At 60.6% G+C, this 26,533-nt stretch carries 25 protein-coding genes, 1 pseudogene and 1 riboswitch; of the genes and pseudogenes, 14 read left to right on the top strand and 12 right to left on the bottom strand.

Annotated features, from left to right (window positions below):
• Positions 1-496 precede the first annotated feature (496 nt).
• Together AD666_RS20795 and AD666_RS20790 are read left to right on the top strand one after the other, a co-directional pair.
• A pseudogene (locus AD666_RS20795) lies at positions 497-782 on the top strand (fructose-bisphosphate aldolase).
• A gap of 211 nt (positions 783-993) precedes the next feature.
• Positions 994-1,284, top strand: coding sequence for an I78 family peptidase inhibitor (locus AD666_RS20790; RefSeq protein WP_053156046.1), 291 nt, complete (start codon positions 994-996; stop codon positions 1,282-1,284).
• 60 nt (positions 1,285-1,344) lie between these two features.
• On the opposite strand, the gene fba is transcribed toward AD666_RS20790, so the two are convergent.
• The 6 genes from fba to tkt form a co-directional block, all read right to left on the bottom strand.
• Positions 1,345-2,409: a class II fructose-bisphosphate aldolase gene (gene fba, locus AD666_RS20785; RefSeq protein WP_053156043.1), complete on the bottom strand. Its 1,065-nt coding sequence runs from the start codon at positions 2,407-2,409 to the stop codon at positions 1,345-1,347.
• Positions 2,410-2,653: 244 nt separating this feature from the next.
• Positions 2,654-2,986: an MliC family protein gene (locus AD666_RS20780; protein ID WP_053156040.1), complete on the bottom strand. Its 333-nt coding sequence runs from the start codon at positions 2,984-2,986 to the stop codon at positions 2,654-2,656.
• 57 nt (positions 2,987-3,043) lie between these two features.
• The gene (locus AD666_RS20775) at positions 3,044-3,265 is read right to left on the bottom strand and encodes a hypothetical protein (RefSeq protein WP_053156035.1); all 222 of its coding nucleotides are present in this window, start codon (positions 3,263-3,265) and stop codon (positions 3,044-3,046) included.
• A 31-nt stretch (positions 3,266-3,296) separates the two neighbouring features.
• A complete protein-coding gene (locus AD666_RS20770; protein WP_053156034.1) occupies positions 3,297-4,460 on the bottom strand; it encodes a phosphoglycerate kinase in 1,164 nt (387 codons plus the stop codon).
• Positions 4,461-4,488: 28 nt separating this feature from the next.
• Entirely contained in the window at positions 4,489-5,559 is a 1,071-nt protein-coding gene (epd, locus tag AD666_RS20765) for an erythrose-4-phosphate dehydrogenase (protein ID WP_053156031.1), read from the bottom strand.
• Between the two features lie 149 nt (positions 5,560-5,708).
• Positions 5,709-7,706, bottom strand: a complete 1,998-nt coding sequence (gene tkt / locus AD666_RS20760) for a transketolase (RefSeq protein WP_053156029.1) — start codon at positions 7,704-7,706, stop codon at positions 5,709-5,711.
• 266 nt (positions 7,707-7,972) lie between these two features.
• Between tkt and AD666_RS20755 the strand changes: the two genes are divergently transcribed.
• On the top strand, positions 7,973-8,968 hold the full coding sequence (locus tag AD666_RS20755; protein WP_053156026.1) for a metalloregulator ArsR/SmtB family transcription factor: 996 nt from the start codon (positions 7,973-7,975) through the stop codon (positions 8,966-8,968).
• A 19-nt stretch (positions 8,969-8,987) separates the two neighbouring features.
• Positions 8,988-10,178 carry a methionine adenosyltransferase gene (metK, locus tag AD666_RS20750; protein WP_053156023.1) on the top strand — a complete coding sequence of 397 codons (1,191 nt, stop codon included), beginning with the start codon at positions 8,988-8,990 and terminating at the stop codon, positions 10,176-10,178.
• A 91-nt stretch (positions 10,179-10,269) separates the two neighbouring features.
• On the opposite strand, the gene AD666_RS20745 is transcribed toward metK, so the two are convergent.
• Positions 10,270-10,890 (bottom strand): LysE family translocator, encoded by a 621-nt coding sequence (locus AD666_RS20745; RefSeq protein ID WP_053156020.1) that lies wholly within the window; start codon positions 10,888-10,890, stop codon positions 10,270-10,272.
• A gap of 205 nt (positions 10,891-11,095) precedes the next feature.
• Between AD666_RS20745 and ligB the strand changes: the two genes are divergently transcribed.
• On the top strand, positions 11,096-12,769 hold the full coding sequence (ligB, locus tag AD666_RS20740; RefSeq protein WP_053156017.1) for an NAD-dependent DNA ligase LigB: 1,674 nt from the start codon (positions 11,096-11,098) through the stop codon (positions 12,767-12,769).
• 101 nt (positions 12,770-12,870) lie between these two features.
• The gene (locus AD666_RS20735) at positions 12,871-13,266 is read left to right on the top strand and encodes a DUF1090 domain-containing protein (RefSeq protein ID WP_053156014.1); all 396 of its coding nucleotides are present in this window, start codon (positions 12,871-12,873) and stop codon (positions 13,264-13,266) included.
• Positions 13,267-13,276: 10 nt separating this feature from the next.
• Here the strand turns inward: AD666_RS20735 and AD666_RS20730 are convergent, their stop codons facing one another.
• Positions 13,277-13,726, bottom strand: a complete 450-nt coding sequence (locus AD666_RS20730) for a cytochrome c (protein ID WP_053156010.1) — start codon at positions 13,724-13,726, stop codon at positions 13,277-13,279.
• Between the two features lie 123 nt (positions 13,727-13,849).
• On the opposite strand from AD666_RS20730, the gene AD666_RS20725 reads away from it, so the two are divergent.
• Positions 13,850-15,034 carry a murein transglycosylase A gene (locus tag AD666_RS20725; protein WP_053156007.1) on the top strand — a complete coding sequence of 395 codons (1,185 nt, stop codon included), beginning with the start codon at positions 13,850-13,852 and terminating at the stop codon, positions 15,032-15,034.
• 51 nt (positions 15,035-15,085) lie between these two features.
• On the opposite strand, the gene AD666_RS20720 is transcribed toward AD666_RS20725, so the two are convergent.
• The gene (locus AD666_RS20720; protein ID WP_053156004.1) at positions 15,086-15,469 is read right to left on the bottom strand and encodes an MAPEG family protein; all 384 of its coding nucleotides are present in this window, start codon (positions 15,467-15,469) and stop codon (positions 15,086-15,088) included.
• The gene (locus AD666_RS26495) at positions 15,466-15,648 is read right to left on the bottom strand and encodes a hypothetical protein (RefSeq protein WP_156315971.1); all 183 of its coding nucleotides are present in this window, start codon (positions 15,646-15,648) and stop codon (positions 15,466-15,468) included. Before AD666_RS26495 ends, AD666_RS20720 begins: the two co-directional genes overlap by 4 nt.
• A 203-nt stretch (positions 15,649-15,851) precedes the next feature.
• Here AD666_RS26495 and AD666_RS20715 point away from each other — a divergent pair, with 203 nt between their 5' ends.
• On the top strand, positions 15,852-17,021 hold the full coding sequence (locus tag AD666_RS20715; RefSeq protein WP_053156001.1) for an MFS transporter: 1,170 nt from the start codon (positions 15,852-15,854) through the stop codon (positions 17,019-17,021).
• Here the strand turns inward: AD666_RS20715 and AD666_RS20710 are convergent.
• The gene (locus AD666_RS20710; RefSeq protein WP_053155998.1) at positions 16,972-17,853 is read right to left on the bottom strand and encodes a formate/nitrite transporter family protein; all 882 of its coding nucleotides are present in this window, start codon (positions 17,851-17,853) and stop codon (positions 16,972-16,974) included. The two genes, AD666_RS20715 and AD666_RS20710, sit on opposite strands and share 50 nt — an antisense overlap.
• Positions 17,854-17,950: 97 nt before the next feature.
• Positions 17,951-18,352 carry an acyl-CoA thioesterase gene (locus AD666_RS20705; RefSeq protein WP_003206420.1) on the bottom strand — a complete coding sequence of 134 codons (402 nt, stop codon included), beginning with the start codon at positions 18,350-18,352 and terminating at the stop codon, positions 17,951-17,953.
• A gap of 188 nt (positions 18,353-18,540) precedes the next feature.
• A riboswitch (S-adenosyl-L-homocysteine riboswitch) is annotated at positions 18,541-18,646 on the top strand.
• Between the two features lie 23 nt (positions 18,647-18,669).
• Here AD666_RS20705 and ahcY point away from each other — a divergent pair.
• From ahcY to AD666_RS20675, 6 genes are all read left to right on the top strand, one after another.
• Positions 18,670-20,079, top strand: a complete 1,410-nt coding sequence (ahcY, locus tag AD666_RS20700; protein WP_053155995.1) for an adenosylhomocysteinase — start codon at positions 18,670-18,672, stop codon at positions 20,077-20,079.
• A gap of 173 nt (positions 20,080-20,252) precedes the next feature.
• Positions 20,253-21,098 carry a methylenetetrahydrofolate reductase [NAD(P)H] gene (gene metF / locus AD666_RS20695; protein ID WP_053155992.1) on the top strand — a complete coding sequence of 282 codons (846 nt, stop codon included), beginning with the start codon at positions 20,253-20,255 and terminating at the stop codon, positions 21,096-21,098.
• Between the two features lie 80 nt (positions 21,099-21,178).
• Positions 21,179-22,261 (top strand): hypothetical protein, encoded by a 1,083-nt coding sequence (locus AD666_RS20690; protein ID WP_053155989.1) that lies wholly within the window; start codon positions 21,179-21,181, stop codon positions 22,259-22,261.
• A 55-nt stretch (positions 22,262-22,316) separates the two neighbouring features.
• Positions 22,317-23,069 carry an ABC transporter substrate-binding protein gene (locus AD666_RS20685; RefSeq protein WP_156315970.1) on the top strand — a complete coding sequence of 251 codons (753 nt, stop codon included), beginning with the start codon at positions 22,317-22,319 and terminating at the stop codon, positions 23,067-23,069.
• Between the two features lie 261 nt (positions 23,070-23,330).
• Positions 23,331-25,184 (top strand): DEAD/DEAH box helicase, encoded by a 1,854-nt coding sequence (locus tag AD666_RS20680; RefSeq protein WP_053155985.1) that lies wholly within the window; start codon positions 23,331-23,333, stop codon positions 25,182-25,184.
• 376 nt (positions 25,185-25,560) lie between these two features.
• Entirely contained in the window at positions 25,561-26,523 is a 963-nt protein-coding gene (locus AD666_RS20675) for an IS110 family transposase (RefSeq protein ID WP_053147561.1), read from the top strand.
• Positions 26,524-26,533 lie beyond the last annotated feature (10 nt).

Below are 26,533 nucleotides of genomic sequence, written 5' to 3'. Positions count from 1 at the left end.
CTCGCTTACGCGAGGTGTTCCCTCACTCCGGCATTGCTCCGTGGGCCCGCCGCGAAGGGCCATCCATGGCCCAGCGCGGCTAACCCGGCATCCATGCCGGGTTGCCCACTGCGCAATGCCTGCGTTCGGCCCTTGTGGTTAATGGGGCGCCCAAGATCAAAAGCAAAAGCAAAAGCAAAAGAAAGGCGGCCTAAAGGACGACCTGTTTCTTGCCGGTGTACCCGATCCAAAATCCGCTCTGAATTCGCTTTATAGTTAGGTCGTCACTGGCTTTGGTCGGTGACGGGGTTTCGCAGCCCCCGGTGAGTTAGAATCACAACCGTCAAAAAACGACTTGGCAACATTTGCCTGAGCTCGGCTTTTCATGGCGGCTGTGTGTGGGAGATCTTCGGGTCTGCCGGGTCCTAACTCCTCGGTCTGCGAACCCGCACGCGGCTGCCACCCATTTGTTTCGCAGCAAAGCAGTGGTCACTTTTCTTCTGAGTTAGGAAATGCCATGACAACCGAACGATCTTTTCGCCGTTTCACACCACTTACCCCAATCGCCACCACCCATCCCACGTTGTTCATCGACAGCGCAGCCCCCCCTGTCCGAACTCCACGCCTGCGCCAGCGAACGCCTGCACGCCACCCTCGACTACCTGACCCTCATGGCCTGCACCACCCTGCGCGACTCGGCCGAGAACGACATCAATACCGTCACCAATGTCGCCCGTATCATGGTCCAGGACGTGGCGGATGTTTTCGGAGTGATCGAACAACGCGGACTTGAAGAACAATAAAGTGCTCGCGATGCGCCGGGTCAGCAGAATAAACAACTATAAAAATTGGCAATCCTTATGGCCGGGTGCTTATACGAATTGACAGCAACAAAAAAATGGGCAACCCCGTAAAGTTCTAAAGAACTGTTACTTATTACAGTAGGCAAAAATTCAACATTCTCCAGACTGAGCTTACCCATATGGGTAAACCTCAAAAACAGGGAGTTAGGACATGATCAGCAAACCTTTATTTTTGGCGCTGCCGCTGTTGCTTGGCGCCGCCGCCCAAACGCATGCAGCCTGCGACAGCTCTTTGGTCCAAAGCTTCGTGGGCAAGGCAGCAGACGCCACAACCGTGGAAGAAGCCGTTAAAACCGCGAACGCAAGCCTTGCCAGGACAATCCCACCGCCAGGCATAGCAACAAAGGACTTCGTTCAGGATCGTCTTAACATCTACACTGACAAGGACAATAAAATCACATCATTAAGTTGCGACAAAGGCTCGGCAATTAAACTTCAGTAACTGAACACGCTGCCATAAAAAAAACCCGCATCACTGCGGGTTTTTTATGGCCCCTGAAACTCAGTTGACCTTAGCGTTCAACTCACCCTTCAGATATCGCTGATACATGCCTTCCAACGAGATCGGCTTGATCTTCGAAGCATTACCCGCAGTGCCGAACGCTTCATAACGCGCGATGCATACATCACGCATGGCGGTCACGGTGGCGCCGAGGAATTTGCGTGGGTCGAATTCGCTCGGGTTGGTCGCCATCAGGCGGCGCATGGCGCCGGTGGAGGCCAGGCGCAGGTCGGTGTCGATGTTGACCTTGCGCACGCCGTGCTTGATGCCTTCGACGATTTCTTCAACCGGTACGCCGTAGGTTTCCTTGATGTCGCCACCGTACTGGTTGATGATCGCCAACCACTCTTGCGGCACCGAGGACGAGCCGTGCATCACCAGGTGGGTGTTGGGGATGCGTTTGTGGATTTCCTTGATGCGGTCGATGGCCAGCACGTCGCCGGTAGGCGGCTTGGTGAACTTGTAGGCGCCGTGGCTGGTGCCGATGGCGATGGCCAGGGCGTCGACCTGAGTCTTCTTCACGAAGTCGGCGGCTTCTTCCGGGTCGGTCAGCATCTGGCTGTGGTCCAGCACGCCTTCGGCGCCGATGCCGTCTTCTTCACCGGCCATGCCGGTTTCCAGCGAGCCCAGGCAACCCAATTCGCCTTCCACCGAAACGCCGCAGGCGTGGGCCATGGCAACGGTCTGCTGGGTGACGCGCACGTTGTATTCGTAGTCGGTCGGGGTCTTGCCGTCTTCGCCCAGGGAGCCGTCCATCATCACCGAGCTGAAGCCCAGTTGAATGGAGCGCTGGCAGACGTCCGGGCTGGTGCCGTGGTCCTGGTGCATGCACACCGGGATGTGCGGGAATTCTTCGATCGCCGCCAGGATCAGATGACGCAGGAATGGCGCACCGGCGTATTTGCGCGCACCGGCCGAAGCCTGGACGATCACCGGAGAGTCAGTCTTGTCAGCGGCTTCCATGATGGCGCGCATCTGCTCGAGGTTGTTGACGTTAAAGGCTGGAACGCCGTAGCCGAACTCGGCTGCGTGGTCCAGCATCTGACGCATGCTGATAAGTGCCATTGTGTGTCTCTCCCGGTCGAGGGTCGTTAATCGTGCCAGCCTGCCGGAGCGGCGGCGGCTCTTCAAGTCATTGCGGATCGGGGGGTGTCCCCGGCCCGGGTGTTCGGTGAAGCAAAATTCTCGAAACTACAGGGCGCCCTGTGGGAGCGGGCTTGCTCGCGAATGCGGTTTCACATTCAACGAATGTGCAAGCTGATCCACTGCATTGGCGAGCAAGCCCGCTCCCACACTGGATCTCTGTGAGTCAATCGGCCTTGCAGCCACGCCCGATCAGGTCATTGGTCGCGACCCAGTACGCCAGGCCTTCCTCGCCCTTGATGTGGAACGCCAGCATGTCGTCGCTGTACAGCGCACCCGACGCCCCCGGTTCCAGTTTCAGGCGATAGACCTGCTCGGCGCCGCCGAGGCGGACATCGACGGTCTTGTGGGCGTCATCGGTGTAGCGCCAGATCACCTTGGCTTCGCTGTCGCAAGTCCAGGTGGTCCAGCCCGCCACAGGCTCGGACGGATGCAGCAGATTCAACTGCGCGCAACCGGCCAGCAATGCCAACGCCATGACGGCGATAAAGCCTTTCATCCGTGTTCCTCGACTGACGACACACGCCGCCAGCCCTGAGTTAAAGGGTCAGACCCGTCAAGGACAACCATGTTCCTTGGCCGGGGTTTGCGTTTCGTATTTGTCCAGACCGTCCGGCCCCGAACGCTTGTTCAGGACCGGGTTGGTTTCCGCTTGCCAGTCCGCCTGGTAGCAGCCCGACGCGGGCTCACTGGGGGCCGGCTCCGGGGTGGCTTGCGGCTGACTGCCGCAAGCGGTCAGGGCCACGGTCAGTGACAAAAGCATCCACGTTTTGACCATCGGAACACTCCCTTGCCTGGTCATCGGAATCTCAGGCCTTGGCCCGGCTTTCCAAGACTTCTACCGCCGGCAGCACTTTGCCTTCGACGAATTCGAGGAACGCACCGCCGCCCGTCGAAATGTAGGAAATCTGCTCGGCCACGCCGTACTTGTCGATGGCCGCCAGGGTGTCGCCACCACCGGCAATGGAGAACGCAGCGCTTTCAGCGATGGCCTGGGCCAAGACCTTGGTGCCGTTGCCGAACTGGTCGAACTCGAATACACCGACCGGACCGTTCCACAGAATAGTCTGGGAAGATTTCAGCAATTGGGCGAAGTTGGCCGCGGTTTGTGGGCCAATGTCCAAAATCATGTCGTCTTCGGCTACATCGGCGATGGCCTTGACGGTGGCGGCAGCGCTTTCAGCAAATTCCTTGGCAACCACTACATCCACGGGCAACGGCACGCTGACCTTGGCGGCGATTTCACGGGCGGTGTCCAGCAGATCCGGTTCGTACAGGGACTTGCCGACCGGATGACCGGCCGCCGCGAGGAAGGTGTTGGCGATACCGCCACCTACGATCAATTGGTCGCAGATCTGGCTCAGGCTGTTCAGCACGTCGAGCTTGGTAGAGACCTTGGAACCGGCCACGATGGCGGCCATCGGCTTGGCGGGGGCGCCCAGGGCCTTGCCCAGCGCATCCAATTCGGCGGCCAGCAATGGGCCCGCCGCCGCGATCTTGGCGAACTTCGCCACGCCATGGGTCGAACCCTCGGCACGGTGCGCGGTACCAAAGGCGTCCATCACGAACACGTCGCACAGGGCAGCGTACTGCTGGGCCAGTTCGTCGGCGTTCTTTTTCTCGCCCTTGTTGAAGCGTACGTTTTCGAACAGCACGACGTCGCCGGCCTTCACGTCCACGCCGCCCAGGTAATCTGCCACCAGCGGCACTTCGCGGCCCAGGGCGCGGCTCAGGTAGTCGGCCACCGGCTTGAGGCTGTTCTCGGCCGAGAACTCGCCCTCGGTTGGACGGCCCAAATGCGAGCAGACCATCACGGCCGCGCCTTTTTCCAGGGCCAGCTTGATGGTCGGCAGCGAAGCCAGGATACGCGCGTCGCTGGTGACGACACCGTCCTTGACGGGGACGTTGAGGTCTTCGCGGATCAGTACGCGCTTACCTTGCAGATCGAGGTCGGACATCTTCAACACGGTCATGGGTCGCAATTCCTGGATAACTGTTTAGTTAGAGAGCAGGTTTGTTGGAAGCAGAACGCGAAGTCGCTGCTTGCAGATAATGTTCGGCAACGTCCAGCATTCGATTGGCAAAACCCCATTCGTTGTCGAACCAGGCCAGGATGTTCACGAGCCGTGGCCCGGAGACACGGGTCTGGCTGGCATCGACGATGGCCGAATGTGGGTCATGGTTAAAATCACAACTGGCATGGGGCAACTCGGTATAGGCCAGAAGGCCTTTGAGCGGGCCGCTGGTGGCGGCATCGCGCAGGATCCGGTTGACCTCGGTGGCGTCGGTATCGCTCACGGTCTGCATCGTCATGTCGAGGCAAGACACGTTCACCGTCGGCACCCGCACCGCTTTGGCCTGAATTCGCCCAGCAAGTTCCGGCAGCAGCCGTTCGATGCCCCGCGCCAGACCAGTGGACACCGGAATCACCGACTGGAACGCCGAACGGGTGCGGCGCAAGTCTTCATGGTGATAGGCATCGATCACAGGTTGGTCGTTCATCGCTGAGTGGATGGTGGTGATCGATACATACTCCAGGCCGATGGCCTGGTCCAGCAGACGCAACAGCGGAACGCCGCAGTTGGTGGTGCAGGAGGCGTTGGACACCAGCAGCTCATGTCCGGTCAGGCAATCCTGGTTCACGCCGTAGACGATGGTGGCATCCACATCCGCTTCGCTGGCCATCGGCTGGGAGAACAGCACCCGTGGCGCACCGGCCGCGAGGAAACGCTGACCATCTTCGCGGGTGTGGTAGGCACCGGAACACTCGAGCACCAGATCGACACCCAGGGACGCCCAATCGATGCCTTCGGGGGTAGCGCTGCGCAGGACTTTCACGCAGTCGCCATTAATATGCAGACAATCGCCGTCGACCCGCACGTCACCGGGAAACCGACCGTGGGTGGAGTCGAAGCGTGTCAGGTATTCGATACTGGCCATGTCGGCCAGATCGTTGATCGCCACAATTTCGAACCCGGCCTTCGCCCCTCGCTCGAACAACGCACGCAAGACGCAACGACCAATCCGGCCGTAGCCGTTGAGTGCAACTTTGTAGGGACGCGGTTGGGGCATGGGATTCTCTGACCAGGGTGAATCCATCAGGGCAGCGTTGGCTGAACCGACGCTATCGCGAGCAGGCTCGCTCCCACAGGGTCGGTGAAGATCCTTGTGGGAGCGAGCCTGCCCGCGATGGCGTCAGAACAGGCGATGCATGCCTGGACTTAGTCTTCCAGCAATTCTTCAGCCTGACCCAAGATATTTTCCAGGGTGAAACCGAACTCCTCGAACAACGCCGACGCAGGCGCGGACTCACCATAGGTGGTCATGCCGATCACGCGGCCTTCCAGGCCCACGTACTTGTACCAATAATCGGCGTGAGCGGCCTCGATGGCGATCCGGGCGCTGACTTGCAGCGGCAGCACCGACTGCTTGTAGCCGGCGTCCTGGGCATCGAACACGCTGGTGCACGGCATGGACACCACGCGTACGTTGCGGCCCTGTGCGGTCAGCTTGTCGTAAGCCTGGACGGCCAGGCCGACTTCCGAACCGGTGGCGATCAGGATCAGCTCAGGCTCGCCAATGCAGTCCTTGAGCACGTAGCCGCCACGGGCGATTTCGTCGATCTGACCCGCTTCGCGGGGCTGGTGCTGCAGGTTCTGACGGGAGAAGATCAGCGCCGATGGGCCATCGTTGCGCTCGATGGCGTATTTCCAGGCCACCGCCGATTCCACGGCGTCGCATGGGCGCCAGGTGTCCAGGTTCGGGGTGCAGCGCAGGCTTGCCAGTTGCTCGATCGGCTGGTGAGTCGGGCCGTCTTCGCCCAGGCCGATGGAGTCGTGGGTGAACACATAGAGCACGCGCTTTTTCATCAGCGCCGACATGCGCACGGCGTTGCGAGCGTACTCCATGAACATCAGGAAGGTGGCGCCGTAAGGCACCAGGCCGCCGTGCAGGGCTACGCCGTTCATGATGGCGCTCATGCCGAACTCACGCACGCCGTAGTACATGTAGTTGCCGCTGGCGTCTTCGGCGCTGACACCTTTGCAGCCTTTCCACAGGGTCAGGTTGGAACCGGCCAGGTCGGCCGAACCGCCCAGCAGCTCCGGCAACAGCGGGCCGAAGGCGTTCAGGGTGTTCTGGCTGGCCTTGCGGCTGGCGATGGTTTCGCCCTTGGCAGCCACTTCGGCGATATAGGCCGAGGCTTTTTCGGCGAAGTCGGCCGGCAGCTCGCCGCTGAGACGACGCACCAGCTCGTTGGCCAGCTCAGGGAATTCGGCGGAATAGGCGGCGAAACGCTGATCCCAGTCGGCTTCCAACGCACGACCTTTTTCCTTGGCGTCCCATTCGGCATAGATGTCGGCCGGGATTTCGAATGGACCGTGTTCCCATTTCAACGCGGCACGGGTCAGAGCGATTTCCTCGGCACCCAGCGGGGCGCCGTGGCAGTCTTCCTTGCCTTGTTTATTGGGCGAGCCGAAACCGATGGTAGTCTTGCAGCAGATCAGGGTCGGCTGGGCGCTTTTACGAGCCGTTTCGATGGCGGTCTTGATCTCTTCCGGATCGTGGCCGTCGACGTTACGAATCACCAGCCAGTTATAGGCTTCGAAGCGTTTCGGGGTGTCGTCGGTGAACCAGCCTTCGACTTCGCCGTCGATGGAAATGCCGTTGTCGTCGTAGAAAGCGATCAGCTTGTCCAGGCCCAGAGTACCGGCCAGGGAGGCGACCTCATGGGAAATGCCTTCCATCATGCAGCCATCACCCAGGAAAACGTAGGTGTGATGGTCGACGACCTTGTGCCCCGGACGGTTGAATTGCGCCGCCAGGACTTTTTCCGCCAGGGCAAAGCCCACGGCATTGGCCAGGCCCTGGCCCAGCGGACCGGTGGTGGTTTCCACGCCTGGGGTGTAGCCGTATTCCGGATGGCCCGGGGTGCGGCTATGCAGTTGGCGGAAGTTCTTCAGGTCGTCGATCGACAGGTCATAACCGGTCAAATGCAACAGCGAGTAGATCAACATCGAACCATGGCCGTTGGACAGCACAAAGCGGTCACGGTCAGCGAAAGCCGGATTGGCCGGGCTGTGCTTGAGGTAGTCGCGCCACAGCACCTCGGCGATATCCGCCATGCCCATCGGGGCACCGGGATGGCCGCTGTTGGCTTTCTGCACGGCATCCATGCTGAGGGCACGAATGGCATTGGCACGCTCACGACGGCTGGGCATCGCTGTTCTCCTGCGGGAATTGAGTAAGTGAATAACGAAACTGAAAAAAGGCGTGCATTTTCCCTCACCCACCCCCTGGGAGCAATGACAGATAGACGTCCAGAGCGGTTTTTCGGGTGGATAAAGTCGCTTTCGCCAGGTGAAACCTGTCCACTGGAAGCTTGTAGAGTCCATAAAGACCAGCGAAGTGCCATTTATCGAGCAATATCAAAAGTTTTTGATATTGAACTTGCGGTGATGCCACCCCCTGTCTAGACTGCCGCGTTATGAACTTACGTGCGCCCTCCATCCAGCATCACCCTAGCGACGAACTGGCGGCCCTTTGCAAGGCCGGTGGCGACCCGTTGCGGCTCAATGTATTGCGCGCCCTGGCCAATGACTCATTCGGCGTGCTGGAACTGGCGCAGATCTTCGGCATCGGTCAGTCCGGCATGAGCCATCACCTCAAGGTCCTCGCCCAGGCCGACCTGGTGGCGACCCGTCGTGAAGGCAACGCCATTTTCTACCGCCGCGCCCTGCCCCACACCGATCTTATGGGTGGCAAGCTGCACGCTGCATTGCTTGAGGAAGTGGACGAACTGAGCCTGCCGACGGACGTTCAGGCTCGTATCGCCCAGGTGCACGGGCAACGAGCCGCGGCCAGCCAGGATTTTTTCGCACGTGTGGCGGAAAAGTTTCGTGCCCAGCAAGACCTCATCGCGGGCTTGCCGCAGTACCGCGAAAGCGTCCTGGCGCTGCTCGACAAACTGAGCTTCGAGCCTACAGCCACGGCCATCGAGGTCGGCCCCGGCGACGGTGCGTTCCTGCCGGAACTGGCACGACGTTTCAGCCAGGTCACGGCGCTGGATAACAGCCCGGCCATGCTCGATCTGGCTCGCCAGGTGTGCGAACGTGAAAACCTGACTAATGTCAGCCTGCGTTTGGCCGATGCCTTGGGTGGCGTGCACCTGCAAGGCGACTGCGTCGTGTTGAACATGGTACTTCATCATTTCGCCGCTCCGGCCGATGCACTCAAGCACATGGCCGGCCTGTTGCGACCGAGCGGAAGCCTGTTGGTGACAGAGTTATGCAGCCACAATCAGAGCTGGGCCAGGGAGGCCTGCGGTGATCTCTGGCTGGGGTTCGAACAGGACGACCTGGCCCGTTGGGCCACCACTGCGGGCCTCGTGCCCGGGGAAAGCCTCTATGTAGGCTTACGAAATGGTTTCCAGATCCAGGTCCGCCATTTTCAGCGGCCGGCTGGTGACACTCACCATCGGTAACTTGTAGGAAAACATCGAGATGAGCGAATACTCCCTTTTCACCTCCGAGTCCGTGTCTGAAGGGCATCCGGACAAAATCGCCGACCAGATTTCTGATGCGGTGCTGGACGCCATCATTGCTGAAGACAAGTTCGCCCGCGTGGCGTGCGAGACTCTGGTGAAAACGGGCGTGGCGATCATTGCCGGCGAAGTGACCACTTCGGCCTGGGTCGACCTGGAACAGATCGTCCGCGACGTCATCCTGGGCATCGGCTACAACAGCTCCGACGTCGGTTTCGACGGCGCAACCTGCGGCGTAATGAACATCATCGGCAAGCAGTCGGTGGACATCGCCCAAGGCGTTGACCGCAGCAAGCCTGAAGACCAGGGCGCCGGCGACCAGGGCCTGATGTTCGGTTATGCCAGTAACGAAACCGACGTGTTGATGCCGGCGCCGATCACGTTCTCGCACCAACTGGTGCAGCGCCAGGCCGAAGCCCGCAAGTCCGGCTTGCTGCCGTGGCTGCGTCCGGATGCCAAATCTCAGGTCACTTGCCGTTACGAGAATGGCAAGGTGGTTGGCATCGACGCCATCGTGCTGTCGACCCAGCACAACCCGGAAGTGTCCTACAAAGACCTGCGCGAAGGCGTGATGGAGCTGATCGTCAAGCACGTGCTGCCTGCCGAGTTGCTGAACAAGGACACCCAGTTCCACATCAACCCGACCGGCAACTTCATCATCGGTGGTCCGGTGGGTGACTGCGGCCTGACCGGACGCAAGATCATCGTCGACAGCTACGGCGGCATGGCCCGTCACGGCGGTGGCGCGTTTTCCGGCAAGGATCCATCGAAGGTCGACCGTTCGGCGGCCTATGCCGGCCGCTACGTGGCCAAGAACATCGTCGCCGCCGGCCTGGCCGAACGCTGCGAGATCCAGGTGTCCTACGCCATCGGTGTCGCCCAGCCTACGTCGATCTCGCTGAACACCTTCGGTACCGGCAAGATCGGTGACGACAAGATCATCAAGCTGGTCCGCGAAGTGTTTGACCTGCGTCCATACGCCATCACCACCATGCTTGACCTGCTGCACCCGATGTACCAGGAAACCGCAGCCTATGGCCACTTCGGCCGTACGCCGCAGACCAAGACTGTCGATGGTGATACCTTCACCACCTTCACCTGGGAAAAAACCGACCGCGCCGACGCCCTGCGCGCTGCTGCCGGCCTGTAATACCCGTTGAGATAAAAAGCCCCTGGCGACCCGTTCGCCAGGGGCTTTTTCATTCCGGATGTTTCTCCCTCCACCGAGGGGGGGAGATAAGCTACGTCCGCCGGGCCACCAGTAAAAACGAAGCCGCACTGGCCAACAAGCCAGCACACAGCCGGTTGAACAGACGCTTGCCGCTGGGGTGGGCGAATAGTCGCCGCGCGTAGATCCCCATGTAGCAATACAAACCGATGGCGATGCACTCCAACGCCAGGAACAGCCCGCCCAATACAGAGAACTGCTGGACGACGGTGCCGGAACGGTCGACGAATTGGGGCAGGAACGCCGTGAACAGCAGGATCGCCTTCGGGTTGCCGATGGCCACCAGAAACTCCTGGCGCGCCAGACGCCCCATGCCCATCGAGCCGACCGTTGTCTCTTCACCGGCCTGAGGTTGCGCACGCCACAGCTGTACGGCGAGATAGAACAGATAGCCGGCGCCAACAACCTTGATCCCCAGGAACAACAGTTCCGAGGTGTGCAGCACTGCGGTCAGTCCGGCCGCGGCCAGGGCAATCATGATCGCAAATGCCAACAGCCGACCGATGCCACCACTGCACGCCCGCACAAAGCCATAACGCGAGGCGTTGCTGATGGACAGCAGGTTGTTCGGCCCAGGCGCCATGTTCAACGCAAAGCAAGCCGGAATAAAAACGGCAAGTGTCGTCAGGTCCATCGCGGGCACTCCTGGCAGGGTGGATCTAAACGCCATTCTGCCCGGCCCGACGACAGGTTCAAGGGACAGTTGCACGGCTAAATCACGCTGCACTGTACCGCCACGACGTTGCCATCAGCACCGCAACGTTCGGTAACGCTCCAGGCCTCGCAGCTTGCGCAACCGTGGCTAGCCTTGAAAGACCTGACCAAGCAAGGATGCTTCAATGCCATCGTTATTTCACGCGCTGCTCTTTTCACTTTTCATCGCTGCCCCTGCTATCGCGGCGCCCTGTCCTGACTGGCCGGTCGAACGTACCCAGGCAGAAATCGAAGCCCGGCAACAGCAGATCGACGCCTGGGACGACAGTTATCATCGCCTCGGCCAATCGCTGGTGGCCGACGAGCTTTACGATCAGTCCCGCGCAAAACTGGAGCATTGGCGCAGTTGCTTTGGCCTGGAGTCGCCGGCCGGCCCTTTGCGCACGGCACGCGGGAAGGTACCGCACCCGGTCATTCACACGGGCCTGGAAAAACTCAAGGGTGCCGACGCCGTGCGGAGCTGGCTGGATGGCCGGGACGATGTCTGGGTCCAGCCCAAGGTCGATGGTGTAGCGGTGACCCTGATTTACCGAGACGGTCATCTTTACCAGGCAATCAGCCGCGGCGATGGAATCCAGGGGCAAGATTGGACCTCCAACGCGCGCAAAATCGGCGCCATCCCGCAACGGCTGCGCCAACGTCGGAACCTGCTCGTACAGGGCGAGCTGTATTGGCGCCTGGGCACCCACGTCCAGGCCGAAACCGGCAGTCTCAACGCCCGCGCAACCGTGGCGGGCCTGATAGCACGCAGCAACCTGACCGCGCAGGAAGCGTCGGACATTGGTCTTTTTGTCTGGGAATGGCCGGAAGGGCCTGACACCCTGCCCGGACGAATGGCCGCGCTGGCTGAGCTGGGTTTCGCCGGCACCCTCGACTACAACCAACCTGTCCGGGCATTGGCCGATGCCGAACATTGGCGCGACCACTGGTATCGCACTCCGCTGCCCTTCGCCAGCGACGGGATCGTCCTGCGCCAGAGCCGCCGCCCACCGGCCAACCGCTGGCAAGCCCGGCCGCCGTCCTGGAGCGTGGCCTGGAAATACCCTTATGCCCAGGCCCTGACCGGGGTGAGGAAGGTGCGCTTCAACATCGGTCGAACCGGGCGCATCACCCCAGTACTGGAACTTGAGCCCGTCCTGCTGGACGACCGTAGGATCCGCCGAGTGAGCGTCAGCTCCCTCAAGCAATGGGAGGAAATGGACATCCGTCCCGGCGACCAGGTCGCCATCAGCCTGGCCGGACTGACCATTCCGCGCCTCGACAGCGTCGTGCTGCGCAGCATCGTGCGGGAGGACGTCAATGTCCCGGTGGCAGCCGACCATCACTTGCTGAGTTGCTGGCAACCGACACCAGGCTGCGAGAGCCAATTTCTTGCGCGCCTGAACTGGCTAAGCGGCAAGCAGGGACTTGCCCTGCCCCATGTCGGCCCCGGCACCTGGGAAAAACTCCTGACTGCGGGTCGACTCGACGGATTGCTGGATTGGATGACACTCGATGCCGCCGAGCTTGCTAACATGACCGGCTTCGGCGAACGCAGCGCAGCCCGCCTGCTCGAAGGCCTGCACAGTGCCCGCCAACGGCCGTTCGGACAATGGCTCAAGGCGCTGGGCCTGCCGCCTGTCGGCGAAGCCCGGCTGGAAGGACCATGGCACGCGCTGGCCGAGCGTGACACCGAACAGTGGCAAGCCGAGGCCGGTATCGGGCCGGGACGTGCTGCGCAATTGAGCGCTTTTTTCCGCGACCCGCAGGTACGGGCGTTGAGCGAAGTATTGCGGGCTGCCGGGATCGACGGTTTTTGATCGGCCCGTGCGGTTGAACCCAAGGGGCACGCGTGCGTTCCAACAGCGCACCTGAGCCGGATGACTCGCGCGTTTTCACGGATTTGTTTTTTGGAGTTGCTATGAATTTCCTGCCACACGCTATCCTGCTGGCCTTATGCAGCGTCATGGCCGCCCCCCTGTGGGCGGACGAGCAAGCACCGGAACTCACTGGCTGCGCCGCCAAGCGTCAAGGCATCGTCAACCAGATCGAACTGGCCAAGTCCCAGGGCAACCAGGACCAGCAGGCCGGCCTGGAAACCGCGCTGAACGAGGTTACCACCCATTGCACCGACGCCTCCTTGCGCAAGGAGCGTGAAAACAAGGTGCTCGAAGCCAAGCACGAGGTCAGTCGTCGCCAGGAGGACCTGGAGAAAGCCATGAAGAAAGGTGATCCGGAGCGGATCAACAAGCGCAAGGATAAACTGGCGGCTTCCCGCAAGGAATTGCAGGAAGCCGTGGAGGAGCTGGATAAATGAACGAACGCCTTCAGTAATCCCGAAACTCTTTATGGCAGGCACTGCAGGCGTCTTCCACTTTCTGCACCGCCGGGCCCAGGTAACTGGCCCTGTAGGGCTGAACCTTGCTGGCAGCCACCAACTCAGCGGTGGCCACCTCCAGGCTACGGGCCAGTTCCTGGAAGCGCGCCTGCTTTTGCCAGACCTCATCCCGGGCGCTGGTGTGATCCTCCTCGCGTACTTGCGGGAAATGCTTCCACGGCTCGCGGGACAGTTGATCCAGTTGCACCGCGCCTTCGGCGAAACGCGGACCATCGAACGGAACGCGACCGCGCAACATACCGCCCAGTTCTTCATTGGTCTTGAGCATCTGCTTGAAAATAGCCTTGCGCTGGCCCAATGGAGAGTTGGGGTCGACACCGCCGCAAGCGGAGAGCATCAGGCAGGCCAGCACAGCCACAGAAAAACGTTTTGCAAACATCTTGGCCTCGGGTCGGGAAACGGCAGCCAGTATCCTCGTGTCGCCGGCAAAGACCAATAGCCCTATTCACAATGCGGTTGTCTGCATGCCCTGAACATGCACGCCATCCGCGAAGGACATTTCATGAACCGCTTCAAGACCTGGCATAAAAGCCTGGCGCTGTCCCTCTCGCTCATTGCCTTGTTGAGCGCCTGCAACCGCGGCGAAAAAACCGAGGAGCCCAAGACTCATGCACTCGCCACTTATGTCAGTGCACCGTGGGAAGCGTTGCCGACGGTCTCCAATGAAGACCTGCTGGCCGGTTTCGGTTCCTGGCGCAGTGCATGCACCCGGCTCAAGGCCGATGCGACCTGGGGCGCGACCTGCGCGGCAGCGGCCAATGTGCCGCTGGTGGCCGCCGATGTGCGCAAATTTCTGAAGCAACACCTGGACGTCTATGGCCTGCGTTCCGGGGATAACAGCCCCAACGGTCTGATCACCGGTTATTACGAGCCGGTTTACCCCGGCAGCCTGACCCGAACCGCCGCTGCCAACGTGCCAGTGTACGGCGTACCTGACGACATGATCATTGTGTCGCTGGACAGCATCTACCCCGAGCTCAAGGGCAAACGCCTGCGCGGCCGCCTCGAGGGCCGGGTGCTCAAGCCCTACGACGACGCTGCCACCATCGAAAACAACGGCGTGAAGGCGCCCGTGATCGCCTGGCTGACCGACCCGATGAACCTGCAATTCCTGCAAATCCAGGGCTCGGGCCGCATTCGACTCGATGACGGTCGCCTGTTGCGCATCGGCTATGCCGACCAGAACGGCCACCCTTACCGCCCCATCGGCCGTTGGCTGGTGGAACAGGGCGAGTTGAAGAAAGAAGAGGTGACCATGGGCACCATCAGCGCCTGGGCCAAGGCCCACCCGACCCGGATTCCCGAGTTGCTGGGCAGCAATCCCAGCTACGTATTCTTCAACCGCAACCCCGACAGCAATGAAGGGCCACGCGGCTCGCTGAACGTACCGTTGACTGCCGGCTACAGCGTGGCGGTGGACCGCAAGGTGATCCCGCTGGGGAGCCTGTTGTGGTTGTCCACCACTCGACCCGATGGAACCCCGCTGAATCGACCGGTCGCCGCCCAGGACACCGGTGGCGCCATTGCCGGCGAGGTCCGGGCGGACCTGTTCTGGGGTACCGGCGAAGCCGCGGGGGAACTGGCTGGGGACATGAAGCAACAGGGCCAGATCTGGATGCTCTGGCCCAAGGGCATGCCATTACCGCAAGTGCCGCAGGTGTCGAATACCGTGACAGCTAATCCTTGAGCGTCGTGTTGCCTGTGGGGCCCCCACAGGCAACAACGAAATCAGGCAGGCTCAGATCGAAACAAAGAAGAAACTGGCGATGAGCCCCAGCCCCACCAACCACACCAGAGAACGCAGGATTGCCCAGTCCGCCAGGTAGCAAATGATGTAGAGCAGACGACTGGTGATGAACAGCACCGCCAGCACGTTGATGGTCACCAGTTCGGCATTGCCGGCCAGGTGCGCAACGATCACAGCGGCGGCGAATGCCGGGGTGATTTCAAAGCTGTTCAGATGCGCGGCATAGGCACGCCGGGGTGCGCCTTCGAGACTCTCCAGGAAATCCCGGGGGTCGTGGTTATCCTGCAACCGGTATCTTCCGCCGATCTTGGCGATGGCAATGCACACGTAAGGCAGGATGATGGCGATCAAAATACACCACAGGGCAACCGTCATGACGCAGTTCCTTCTTTGGGTTTCATGGATAAATCAGGGATCCGGTCTCCGGTCAGCGCTTCATCACCAGCATGCCGACCAACACCAGTGCGCAGGCTAAGAGCCGCAGCCGACCAAAAGGTTCTTTCAAATAGCGCGTACAACAGCGCCGCCACCAACATCAGGACCGTTGCAAGCACAGCACACTCCTTTTCGTACCCGTCAAACGACCGATGTTTTTTTCGCGATCCGTCGACAGCTGTTTATACTGCAAACGACCACGCCGCATTCAGTTGCGCATAAATCAATTCCAATAATTTCGCTGCTGCCCCCGTTTGCTCGAAGGGCATCGGCATGCGTATGCCTGATCAGAGCGTCAAGACTACAGACAGAGACCTTGCGCATGCCACTCGCCTTGCTTGCCCTGGCCGTTGCCGCTTTCGGCATCGGCACCACCGAATTCGTCATCATGGGGCTGCTACCGGATGTCGCCCGCGACCTGGCCGTGAGTATCCCCCAGGCCGGGCTGCTGATTACGGGCTATGCCCTGGGCGTCGTGTTCGGCGCGCCGGTGCTCGCGGTCGGCACCGCCAACATGCCGCGCAAGGCCACGCTGCTGGGCATGACATTGATGTTCATTCTGGGCAACGTGCTCTGCGCGCTGGCCCCGAACTACCTCACCCTGATGGCTGCGCGGGTCATCACCGCTTTGTGTCACGGCGCATTTTTCGGTATCGGCTCGGTGGTAGCTGCCGGGCTGGTGGCGCCGAACAAACGGGCCCAGGCCATCGCGATGATGTTTACCGGTCTGACCCTGGCCAATGTCCTGGGCGTACCGCTGGGCACGGCATTGGGACAATACGCCGGCTGGCGCTCGACGTTCTGGGCGGTGTCGGTGATCGGCGTGATCGCTGCCATTGCCCAATGGGCCTGGCTGCCCAGGGAGATACCCATGGAAAAAGCCAACCTCGCCAGCGAGTTCAAGGTCCTGGGCAAGGCGAACGTGCTGCTCGCTCTGGGCATGAGCGTGCTGGCGTCCACCAGCCTGTTCAGCGTTTTCACCTACATCGCGCCCATCCTGCAGGACATCACCGGCGTCAGCCCCCACGGCATTACGATCATGTTGCTGTTGTTCGGGGTCGGATTGACGGCGGGCAGCTTTCTTGGCGGGCGCCTGGCGGACCGACGCCTGCTGCCGTCACTGGTAGGCATGGCCCTGGCCGTGGTGCTGGTACTGGCGGCGTTCAGCCAGACCAGCCAATCCGTGATCCCGGCGGCGATCACGCTGGTGTTGTGGGGGATATTCGCCTTCGCCCTGTGCCCGATCCTGCAATTGCTGATCATCGATCAGGCCCACGAAGCGCCGAACCTCGGTTCGACCCTGAACCAGAGCGCGTTCAATCTTGGCAACGCGACCGGTGCCTGGATCGGCGGCCTGGTGGTGTCCAGCGGGGTCAACCTGGCCGACCTGCCGTGGACCGGCGCCCTGGTCGGCGGATTGACCGTGCTGACCGCCGTGTATTTCATTTATCGCCAGCGTCGCCAGGAGATCCCGCTGGGTGCGGCCGACTAGGCGTGCCGCTCTCGCTGCGCACCTGTGCGTGACTGATCAGCGCGAAGATGCAACTGCCGCCGATGATATTCCCCGTCAGGGTCGGCGCGGCGAACACCAGCCAGAAGTCCTCCCATGACAACTGGCCGGCGAAGACCAGGTAGGACACCTCGGCCGAGCCGACGACGATGTGGGTGAAGTCCCCGAGCGCCATCAGGTAGGTGATGAGAATGATGATCCACATCTTGGCGCTTTCCATGGAGGGGATCATCCAGACCATGGTGGCGATCATCCACCCGGAAATGATGCCCTTGGCGAACATCTGGCCCGTGTCGTTTTCCATGACCTTGCGGCCGATTTCCAGGAAAGCCAGGTCGGTGCGGCGGTCGAAGATCGGCAGGTGCAACATCACGTAGGCCACCAGCAGGGTGCCGCACAGATTGCCCACCAGCACCACCCCCCACAGCCGCAACAAACGGCCGAAATTGCCCAGGGTGGGCTTGCTCATGATCGGCAGCACGGCGGTCAGGGTGTTTTCAGTGAAGAGCTGCTGGCGCGCAAGAATGACCGCGAGAAAACCGGCGCAGTAGCCGAAACTGGCGATCACCTTGAAGCCTTCGTGATCCGGCAGTCGGGAGTTGAGCAGCCCCATCGCCATCAACGACAGGCCCATGGTCAATCCGGCTGCCAGGGCCGACCACCAGAGCGCGGCGACACTGCGTTCCAGCTCCTGGTTGCCCTGGGTGCGGATGATTTCGTGCAGCACCGCCGCCCGCGGGGGCTGGTTGCGGTCCACATCGTGTTGCTCCTGAGCCGACAGGTCAGGGGTCTTGCCTTCTTCGTGGGTGTTCATACAGCTCCTGAACCGGTGGCGTGATGTAGCTACGACACGCGGCGCCCGGAGCTGTTCAGTGGTGCACTGAAGTTCCTGGGCCTTGAAACCGCCCCCCTCACTCGACAACAGCATCCTTGAACTGATCCTTGACGTACTTGATCTCGGTCCGGCCATGGGGCGCTGGCAAGCCATCTTCGCCGAGATTGACGAAGACCATCTTCTCGACGGTCAGGATGCTCTTGCGGGTGATTTTGTTGCGCACTTCGCAGGTCAGGGTGATGGAGGTGCGGCCGAACTCGGTGGCGGTGATACCCAGCTCGATGATGTCGCCCTGGCGAGAGGCGCTGACGAAATTGATCTCGGAGATGTATTTAGTCACCACACGCTGGTTGCCGAGCTGGACGATGGCATAGATCGCCGCCTCTTCGTCGATCCAGCGCAACAGGCTGCCACCGAACAGCGTGCCATTGGGGTTGAGATCTTCGGGCTTGACCCATTTGCGGGTGTGGAAATTCATGATCACTCCTGAGTATCGACCGCTGAATAGCCGCATCATGGCAGACCCGGCGGGCAGGCTCTACGTCGCTGTTTCAATAACGTCCATCGGCATTTTTGATTTGCCGACAGAAACCCTTTGGAAGATCCGATTAGCCCGTTATAATCGGCCCGTTTTATCCGGCCCTCCCATAGGGCCGTTCCCGCCACCTGTCCGAGGGGCGCTGCAGCAGGCTCGACCTGTCAGGCTCGGATGGGGCGTTGTTCGTACGGGTTACCCGCACGGACACTAAACGCACAACGGCGCCCATTCGCATACATTACGAATGGAGGCTCTTCATGAGCGCTGTCATCACGCCTGCCGCTTTTACCGATTACAAAGTCGCCGACATGTCCCTGGCTGCCTGGGGCCGTCGCGAGATCATCATCGCCGAATCCGAAATGCCTGCCCTGATGGGTCTGCGTCGCAAATACGCCGGCGAGCAACCGCTCAAGGGTGCAAAGATCCTTGGCTGCATCCACATGACCATCCAGACTGCCGTGCTGATCGAAACCCTGGTTGCCCTGGGTGCCGAAGTGCGCTGGTCGTCCTGCAACATCTTCTCGACCCAGGACCAGGCCGCTGCCGCCATCGCCGCCGCCGGTATCCCGGTATTCGCCTGGAAAGGCGAGACCGAGCAGGAATATGAATGGTGCCTGGAGCAGACCATCCTCAAGGATGGCCAGCCATGGGACACCAACATGGTTCTCGACGATGGCGGCGACCTGACCGAGCTGCTGCACAAGAAATACCCGGCCGTGCTGGACAAGGTCCACGGCGTGACCGAGGAAACCACTACCGGCGTGCACCGCCTGCTGGACATGCTGGCCAAGGGCGAGCTGAAGATCCCGGCCATCAACGTCAACGACTCGGTGACCAAGAGCAAAAACGACAACAAGTACGGCTGCCGCCACAGTCTGAACGACGCCATCAAGCGCGGCACCGACCACCTGCTGTCGGGCAAGCAGGCCCTGGTGATCGGCTACGGCGACGTGGGCAAGGGTTCGGCCCAGTCCCTGCGCCAGGAAGGCATGATCGTCAAGGTGTCCGAAGTCGACCCGATCTGCGCCATGCAGGCCTGCATGGACGGCTTCGAGGTGGTTTCGCCGTTCATCGATGGTAACAACGACGGCTCCGAAGCCAGCATCGACAAGGCACTGCTGGGCAAGATCGACCTGATCGTGACCACCACCGGCAACGTCAATGTCTGCGACGCCAACATGCTCAAGGCCCTGAAGAAGCGCGCCGTGGTCTGCAACATCGGCCACTTCGACAATGAAATCGACACGGCTTTCATGCGCAAGAACTGGGCGTGGGAAGAAGTGAAGCCACAGGTCCACAAGGTTCACCGCACTGGCGCTGGCAGCTTCGACCCACAGAACGATGACTACCTGATCCTGCTGGCCGAAGGCCGCCTGGTGAACCTGGGCAACGCCACCGGTCACCCAAGCCGCATCATGGACGGTTCGTTCGCCAACCAGGTCCTGGCCCAGATCTTCCTGTTCGGCCAGAAATACGCCGACCTGCCACCGGCCCAGAAGGCCGAGCGCCTGACCGTGGAAGTACTGCCCAAGAAACTCGACGAAGAAGTGGCCCTGGAAATGGTCCGCGGTTTCGGCGGTGTGGTCACCAAGCTGACCAAGCAACAGGCTGACTACATCGGCGTCACCGTCGAAGGCCCGTTCAAGCCGCACGCCTACCGGTACTGACAGCAGCTGCAAGCCTTGAGCTTCAAGCTGCAAGTAAAAGCTGTTTGTTTACTTGCGATTGAAGCTTGGGGCTTACCTCTTCATCGCTATTACGCAGCCGCGGGTTACAAGCCAAGCACAAGAATCGGCATACCGAACGCTTGTGGCTTGAAGCTCGCAGCTGGAGGCCCTCCATGTCCCAAGACCGTCGCTACAGTTTCGAGTTCTTCCCGACCAAGACCGATGCTGGACATGAAAAACTGATCGCCACTGCTCGTCAGCTGGCCAGCTACAACCCCGACTTCTTCTCCTGCACCTATGGTGCTGGTGGTTCGACCCGTGACCGCACCCTGAACACCGTGCTGCAGCTGGAAAGCGAGGTCAAAATTCCCGCCGCTCCGCACTTGTCCTGCGTGGGTGACAGCAAGGACGATCTGCGCAACCTCCTGACCCGTTACAAGGCCGCCGGCATCCAGCGCATCGTTGCCCTGCGCGGTGACCTGCCGTCGGGCATGGGCATGGCCAGCGGTGAGCTGCGCCACGCCAATGACCTGGTGAGTTTCATTCGCGAGGAAACCGGCGATCATTTCCACATTGAAGTAGCCGCCTATCCGGAAATGCACCCCCAGGCGCGCAATTTCGAAGATGATCTGCTCAATTTCGTACGCAAGGCCAACGCTGGCGCGAACAGTGCCATCACCCAGTATTTCTTCAACGCCGACAGCTATTTCTACTTCGTCGAGCGTGTGCGCAGGCTGGGTGTGGACATTCCTGTCGTACCGGGAATCATGCCGATCACCAACTACAGCAAGCTGGCGCGCTTCTCCGACGCCTGCGGTGCCGAGATCCCGCGTTGGATCCGCAAGCAACTGGAGGCCTATGGCGATGACTCCACCAGCATCCAGCGCTTCGGTGAAGAGGTCATCACACAAATGTGTGAGCGTTTGTTGCAGGGTGGTGCACCAGGGCTGCATTTCTATACCCTGAATCAGGCCGAGCCCAGCCTTGCGGTCTGGAACAACCTCAAGCTGCCGCGTTAACGCTTAATGTGGTGGTAGATCAAGGCCTTGGCGAAAACCAAGGCCTTTTTACTATCCGAGAACACCAAGGATTGCAGCCGATGCCAAACGGTCAAAGGTCAACGACCCCACAACTCATTTATCTGGTCTACGGGGCCGAGACCTATCACCAGGAAGCAGTATTCAGCATCGCCAGTGCCATCGCCGGCCTGCGCGAGACGCCGGATGAAAAGCTGGACATCCAGGTATTTACCGACAACCCGATGCCTTACACCGGGCTGCCGGTGCGCTTGCGCGCCCTGGACAACGAAACCCGCCAAACCTGGATCCAGCCCCACGGCTATCACTTTCGCGCCAAGCATGTGGTCATGCAGAAGGTACTCGAAGAAGCTGAACTGGCCCTGCTGATCGATACCGATACCTTCTTCCATTGCTCGCCCCTGGAGCTGTTCCGGCGCGTCCAGCCAGGTACGCTGCTCTGTAACGCAATCACTCTGAACTATGGCGCCAACAAGGACGCCGAGCTTTACGTGACCCTGTCGCAAGCCCTGCGGCAACGGCACCTGGCGGACGATGACATGCCCTTGCTCAACTCCGGAGTGATCGGCATGCATTGCAGCGATGCGCACGTGCTGGACCGCTCCATCGCCCTGATGGATGAGTTTTATCCAATGGCAAAAGGTGCCTACACCCTGGAAGAGTTCTGCCTGTCAGTGGCGGCCTATCGCCAAGCGCAGGTACGCGAGTGTCCGGACCTGATCCATCACTACTGGAGCCGCAAGCAGCTGTTCCGCGCCAAGACAAAGGCGTGGCTCGATAAACACCATGCTGCGCCTGTATGTCAGCGAGCCCTGGATGAAACACGGCAGGTCACCGCAACCCTTCCCCGTCCCCCAACCATGCAGCGCCTGCTCTATAAGCTCGTCACTGTGGCATTGCCGGGTCAAAAGCGGCAGTTCATGCGCGAAATTCTCTACGGTTGCTATCGCCACGCCAATCAGTTCGACCAGGCCTGCGCCCCGGTCTGGTGGGAAAAGGCCCTGGAAAACGTTGAGCACCGCCTGAAAAAACCGTTGGAAGATCATGAACTCAAACGCTGGCTCAACCACCCGTTGATCCGCCTGGTATTGGGCCGGCGGCGCGAAGCGATCTACCAGCACCTGATGCAGGCAAAAAGCAACTGAACCGCAAGCCAGAGCGCTCTGGCTATTTGTAGTGCACTCGTCGTAACCTCCGGCCATGCTCATCATTGCCCGGTTACTGACTGTCTTTCTTCTCTTGTGCCTGAGCATGGCTGCCCGGGCCGAGAAGTTGCGCATCGTCACCGAGCCCTGGGCACCTTACGTCTACGAGGAAGGCGGCAAGATCATGGGCCTTGACTACGAAACCGCGGTCATTGTCTTCAAGCGGTTGGGAATCGATGTCGAATGGCAGCTCCTGCCCTGGAAACGTTGCCTTGCGATGCTGGAGCAAGGCCTGGCGGATGGGGCTCTGGATATCTTTCGCAGCGACGAGCGCGAAGCCCTGCTGCTCTACCCCAGCGAACCGTTGTCGGAAGTCGAATTCGTGCTGTTCCATGCCAACGCACGGCCCCATCCGTTTCGCACGCTCGACGACCTGAACGGCCTGACCGTCGGTACATCCCCCGGCTACCTGTACAGCCAGGCCTTCCGGGAATCGACCTTGTTCAAGCGCGAAACGGCGCCCACCCATGAAGCCAACTTCGGCAAGCTGCAACTGGGTCGGATCGACCTGCTCATCACCGATCGACGAGTGGGCCGGCAATTGCTCAAACAGATGCAACTGGACGACCAGATCACCGAAAACCCGACGGTTGTGAGCCGCCAGAGCCAATATCTGGCGGTACGACGCAAGGCCGGAATGGATTTGCTGGCACAACGCTTCAGCGCCGAACTCAAACGGTTCAAACGTGAACCAGCCTATGCCGAGCTGAGCGCTCGCTATGACAGCGCCCCAGCGGCGCGACGCTGAAATCAGCCGTTGAGCAGCAGGAAAGCAACGCAAGGCGATTGCTCTGTTATACTCGCCCCTTCCCGCCAGGCTCACGCCCGGACGCCCGGTCTTGCAAAAGGCACCCCGACACCGCTACAGCGCAGCTTTCAGCCCGCGCGAGCCTTGTCCGGCCCCGCCTTCCAGACCCGGCAGGACCGGACGGGATGACGTCTTGTTGAACGTCATTCGCGCCAGGCAAGACATCCCTTGGGCCAGGCCCTCACTAAAACAGGATTACTCATGTCCTTTGCTTCCCTCGGTCTCTCCGAGGCTTTAGTCGGCGCCATCGAAGCCGCCGGCTACACCGAGCCTACCCCGGTGCAACAGCGGGCCATCCCCGCCGTGTTGCAAGGTCGCGATCTGATGGTCGCAGCACAGACAGGTACTGGTAAGACTGGCGGTTTCGCCCTTCCGATCCTGGAGCGGCTATTCCCCAACGGTCACCCGGACAAATCCCAGCGTCACGGCCCGCGCCAGCCGCGCGTACTGGTCCTGACGCCAACCCGCGAACTGGCCGCCCAGGTGCACGAGAGCTTCAAGGTCTACGCTCGCGACCTGAAATTCGTCAGCGCCTGCATTTTCGGCGGCGTCGGCATGAACCCTCAGGTCCAGGCCATGGCCCGTGGCGTCGACGTGCTGGTGGCCTGCCCGGGTCGCCTGCTGGATCTGGCCGGTCAAGGCAGCGTCGATCTGTCCCACGTCGAGATCCTCGTGCTGGACGAAGCCGATCGCATGCTGGACATGGGCTTTGTCCATGACGTGAAGAAAGTCCTGGCCCGCCTGCCCGCCAAGCGCCAGAACCTGCTGTTTTCGGCGACGTTCTCCAAGGACATCACCGACCTGGCCAGCAAACTGCTGCACAACCCGGAACGCATCGAAGTCACGCCGCCGAACACCACGGTCGAACGTATCGAACAGCGTGTATTCCGCCTGCCGGCCAGCCACAAGCGTGCGTTACTGGCACACCTGATCACCACGGGTGCCTGGGAACAGGTTCTGGTGTTCACCCGTACCAAGCACGGCGCCAATCGCCTGGCCGAGTACCTGGACAAGCACGGCCTGCCGGCCGTCGCGATCCACGGCAACAAGAGCCAGAACGCCCGTACCAAAGCCCTGGCCGACTTCAAGGCCGGTGAGGTGCGCATCCTGGTTGCCACCGACATCGCCGCCCGCGGCCTGGACATCGACCAGTTGCCCCACGTGGTCAACTTCGAGCTGCCGAACGTCGACGAAGACTACGTACACCGTATCGGCCGTACCGGCCGGGCCGGTCGTTCGGGCGAGGCAATCTCGCTGGTCGCGCCGGATGAAGAGAAGCTGCTCAAAAGCATCGAGCGCATGACCAAGCAGAAGATCCCGGACGGCGATCCGATGGGCTTCGATGCCAGCACGATCGAGGCCGAAAAGCCTGAAGTGCGTGAGCGTCCGGACGTGCGTAACCCACGCAATGCCCGTGGCCCACGCGGCGACGGCCCGAACGGCAGCGGCGGCGGTCGCAAGGACAAAGGCAAGGACAAGGGTAAGGAAAAACCGGCCGGCAACGGCCGTGGCGAACGTCCGGCCCGTGAACACAAGCCTCGCGAAGGTACCCCGGCCCGCGAAGCGCAGCGCCAGACACCTCCTCGCCCTCCCGCCGATCGCGCCCCGGATGAGTTCCTGGATGACGATATCGACAACTTTGGCAACCGCGTCGATTACGTGCCACAGCAGAAACCCTCTCAAGGTCGCGGTCGCCGTCCAGGCGCCCCGGCCCAGGGCTCGGGTGCTCCGCGCGGTGGTCAGTCCCAGGGTCGTCAGAATGGCCCGCGCAACGGCGGCGGCTCCGCCAACGGCAGCCCATCGGGCAAGCGCAGTGGTCCACGTAGCGGTGGCGCTCGTGACGGTCAGGCTCGCCGCGAGGACTCCCGCCCTCGCCGCCCGGCCCGTGACGACCAGGCGCGCCAGGAACCAGCAGTGCAGAGCCCACGCGGCAACCAGCCGAAAATCATGCACAAGGAATCGAAGCTCGATCGTTTCCCGACGCCTGAACAGCTGGATCAACTGCCCAGCCGCCCACGGGGCGAGAAACCAGCGCTGCTGACCCGCAATCGCTGAGTTTTCCAAGCCGTAGAAAATGCCCCTGATCCCGCCATCAGGGGCATTTTTATTGGAACAGCCCATATATCCCTATGGGACACATTCCTGATGTGGGAGCGAGCCTGCTCGCGATGGCGGTGCATGGATGAACATCTCTGTTGGCTGATCCGACGCTATCGCGAGCAGGCTCGCTTGTATGTTTAGACTTGAAGGGGTGGGCGGGACTAAAAGCTCGATTCCGACTCTAGCCAGTACGGACCGTGGGAGACTTCTCGTCCCGCCCCTTCTACCCAAAGCGCCAATATGGAATTCATCGACAAGATCGACGATAGATGCAAGCCAGCGCAAAGGTAGACCCCGACAAGCACCTAAACCCTAGCCCCGAGGATTTGTTATGACAATCCTTACCTCGCAAACGGTTGTTGGCATTGATGTCGCTAAGGCCGAAATCGCTGTATATCGCTCTGATCTGCAAACGATAGATACCGTTAAGAATGATCGAACAACCCTAAAACGCTGGCTTAAAACGTTGCCCGCCCAAAGCGCCATTGCCATTGAAGCTACCAACATTTATCACCTGGACACCGTCGACTTGGCTCATGCGATGGGGCATCAGGTTTATGTCGTGGATGCTTATCGGGTAAGTAACTATCGTCGCGGCATTGGGCAGCGAGCCAAGAACGATCCTTGTGATGCTCGTTTGTTAGCGCGGTATTTGACCAATGAACAGCACGAGCTGCGGCTCTGGTGTCCCCCTCCAAAGGCCTACACAACGCTAAAGAGCTTGCTTCATAGACGTGCGACGCTGGTCAGAAATCATACCGCTCTGATGTTGAGCTGGATCGACGAGCCTCTGCTGAAGGAAGCGCTGGCCACTCAGCAAACAGCCTTTGAGCAAGCGATCAAGGCTATTCAGAAACTGCTACGAAAGGTCAGCAAAGACTCAGGAATTGCAGAAAACATCGTCCGTTGTAAAGCCATCGAAGGCGTAGGCGAGCTGGTCGCAACCGGACTGGCCACCAGTTACATGCGGGGCAATTTTGCGAACAGCAATGCATTTATTGCGTTTTTGGGAATGGACCTGAGGGTGGATGACTCTGGCAAAAAGAATGGCCCCCGGTATCTAACCAAGAAAGGCGATCCAGAGATAAGGCGCTTAGCTCACATCGCTGCGATGACGGCCTCTCGCTCGCCTAGATGGAAACCCTTCTACGAGTCATACCTGGCAAGAGGCTTTTCAAAAACTCAGGCATTGGTGGTGCTTGCCCGTAAGCTCTGCCGAGTTGCATTCGCTCTGATGAAAAATCAGAGCGAATACCAGCCGAAGCCGATGTTGCAGGGTTGCCCTGCAACATAGAATCTCCCAC

Origin of the sequence: Pseudomonas sp. Pf153 (genome assembly GCF_001269775.1) — a bacterium.
Classification (GTDB): domain Bacteria; phylum Pseudomonadota; class Gammaproteobacteria; order Pseudomonadales; family Pseudomonadaceae; genus Aquipseudomonas; species Aquipseudomonas uvaldensis.
Note: the sequence above shows the minus strand (reverse complement) of the source record. Positions and strands in the feature narration are given on the sequence as shown.

Excerpts from the sequence above, each read along its gene's own strand:
- AD666_RS20790 (WP_053156046.1), top strand. The coding sequence starts at position 994 with ATGATCAGCAAACCTTTATTTTTGGCGCTGCCGCTGTTGCTTGGCGCC.
- fba (WP_053156043.1), bottom strand. The coding sequence starts at position 2,409 with ATGGCACTTATCAGCATGCGTCAGATGCTGGACCACGCAGCCGAGTTC.
- AD666_RS20780 (WP_053156040.1), bottom strand. The coding sequence starts at position 2,986 with ATGAAAGGCTTTATCGCCGTCATGGCGTTGGCATTGCTGGCCGGTTGC.
- AD666_RS20775 (WP_053156035.1), bottom strand. The coding sequence starts at position 3,265 with ATGGTCAAAACGTGGATGCTTTTGTCACTGACCGTGGCCCTGACCGCT.
- AD666_RS20770 (WP_053156034.1), bottom strand. The coding sequence starts at position 4,460 with ATGACCGTGTTGAAGATGTCCGACCTCGATCTGCAAGGTAAGCGCGTA.
- epd (WP_053156031.1), bottom strand. The coding sequence starts at position 5,559 with ATGCCCCAACCGCGTCCCTACAAAGTTGCACTCAACGGCTACGGCCGG.
- tkt (WP_053156029.1), bottom strand. The coding sequence starts at position 7,706 with ATGCCCAGCCGTCGTGAGCGTGCCAATGCCATTCGTGCCCTCAGCATG.
- AD666_RS20755 (WP_053156026.1), top strand. The coding sequence starts at position 7,973 with ATGAACTTACGTGCGCCCTCCATCCAGCATCACCCTAGCGACGAACTG.
- metK (WP_053156023.1), top strand. The coding sequence starts at position 8,988 with ATGAGCGAATACTCCCTTTTCACCTCCGAGTCCGTGTCTGAAGGGCAT.
- AD666_RS20745 (WP_053156020.1), bottom strand. The coding sequence starts at position 10,890 with ATGGACCTGACGACACTTGCCGTTTTTATTCCGGCTTGCTTTGCGTTG.
- ligB (WP_053156017.1), top strand. The coding sequence starts at position 11,096 with ATGCCATCGTTATTTCACGCGCTGCTCTTTTCACTTTTCATCGCTGCC.
- AD666_RS20735 (WP_053156014.1), top strand. The coding sequence starts at position 12,871 with ATGAATTTCCTGCCACACGCTATCCTGCTGGCCTTATGCAGCGTCATG.
- AD666_RS20730 (WP_053156010.1), bottom strand. The coding sequence starts at position 13,726 with ATGTTTGCAAAACGTTTTTCTGTGGCTGTGCTGGCCTGCCTGATGCTC.
- AD666_RS20725 (WP_053156007.1), top strand. The coding sequence starts at position 13,850 with ATGAACCGCTTCAAGACCTGGCATAAAAGCCTGGCGCTGTCCCTCTCG.
- AD666_RS20720 (WP_053156004.1), bottom strand. The coding sequence starts at position 15,469 with ATGACGGTTGCCCTGTGGTGTATTTTGATCGCCATCATCCTGCCTTAC.
- AD666_RS20715 (WP_053156001.1), top strand. The coding sequence starts at position 15,852 with ATGCCACTCGCCTTGCTTGCCCTGGCCGTTGCCGCTTTCGGCATCGGC.
- AD666_RS20710 (WP_053155998.1), bottom strand. The coding sequence starts at position 17,853 with ATGAACACCCACGAAGAAGGCAAGACCCCTGACCTGTCGGCTCAGGAG.
- AD666_RS20705 (WP_003206420.1), bottom strand. The coding sequence starts at position 18,352 with ATGAATTTCCACACCCGCAAATGGGTCAAGCCCGAAGATCTCAACCCC.
- ahcY (WP_053155995.1), top strand. The coding sequence starts at position 18,670 with ATGAGCGCTGTCATCACGCCTGCCGCTTTTACCGATTACAAAGTCGCC.
- metF (WP_053155992.1), top strand. The coding sequence starts at position 20,253 with ATGTCCCAAGACCGTCGCTACAGTTTCGAGTTCTTCCCGACCAAGACC.
- AD666_RS20690 (WP_053155989.1), top strand. The coding sequence starts at position 21,179 with ATGCCAAACGGTCAAAGGTCAACGACCCCACAACTCATTTATCTGGTC.
- AD666_RS20685 (WP_156315970.1), top strand. The coding sequence starts at position 22,317 with ATGCTCATCATTGCCCGGTTACTGACTGTCTTTCTTCTCTTGTGCCTG.
- AD666_RS20680 (WP_053155985.1), top strand. The coding sequence starts at position 23,331 with ATGTCCTTTGCTTCCCTCGGTCTCTCCGAGGCTTTAGTCGGCGCCATC.
- AD666_RS20675 (WP_053147561.1), top strand. The coding sequence starts at position 25,561 with ATGACAATCCTTACCTCGCAAACGGTTGTTGGCATTGATGTCGCTAAG.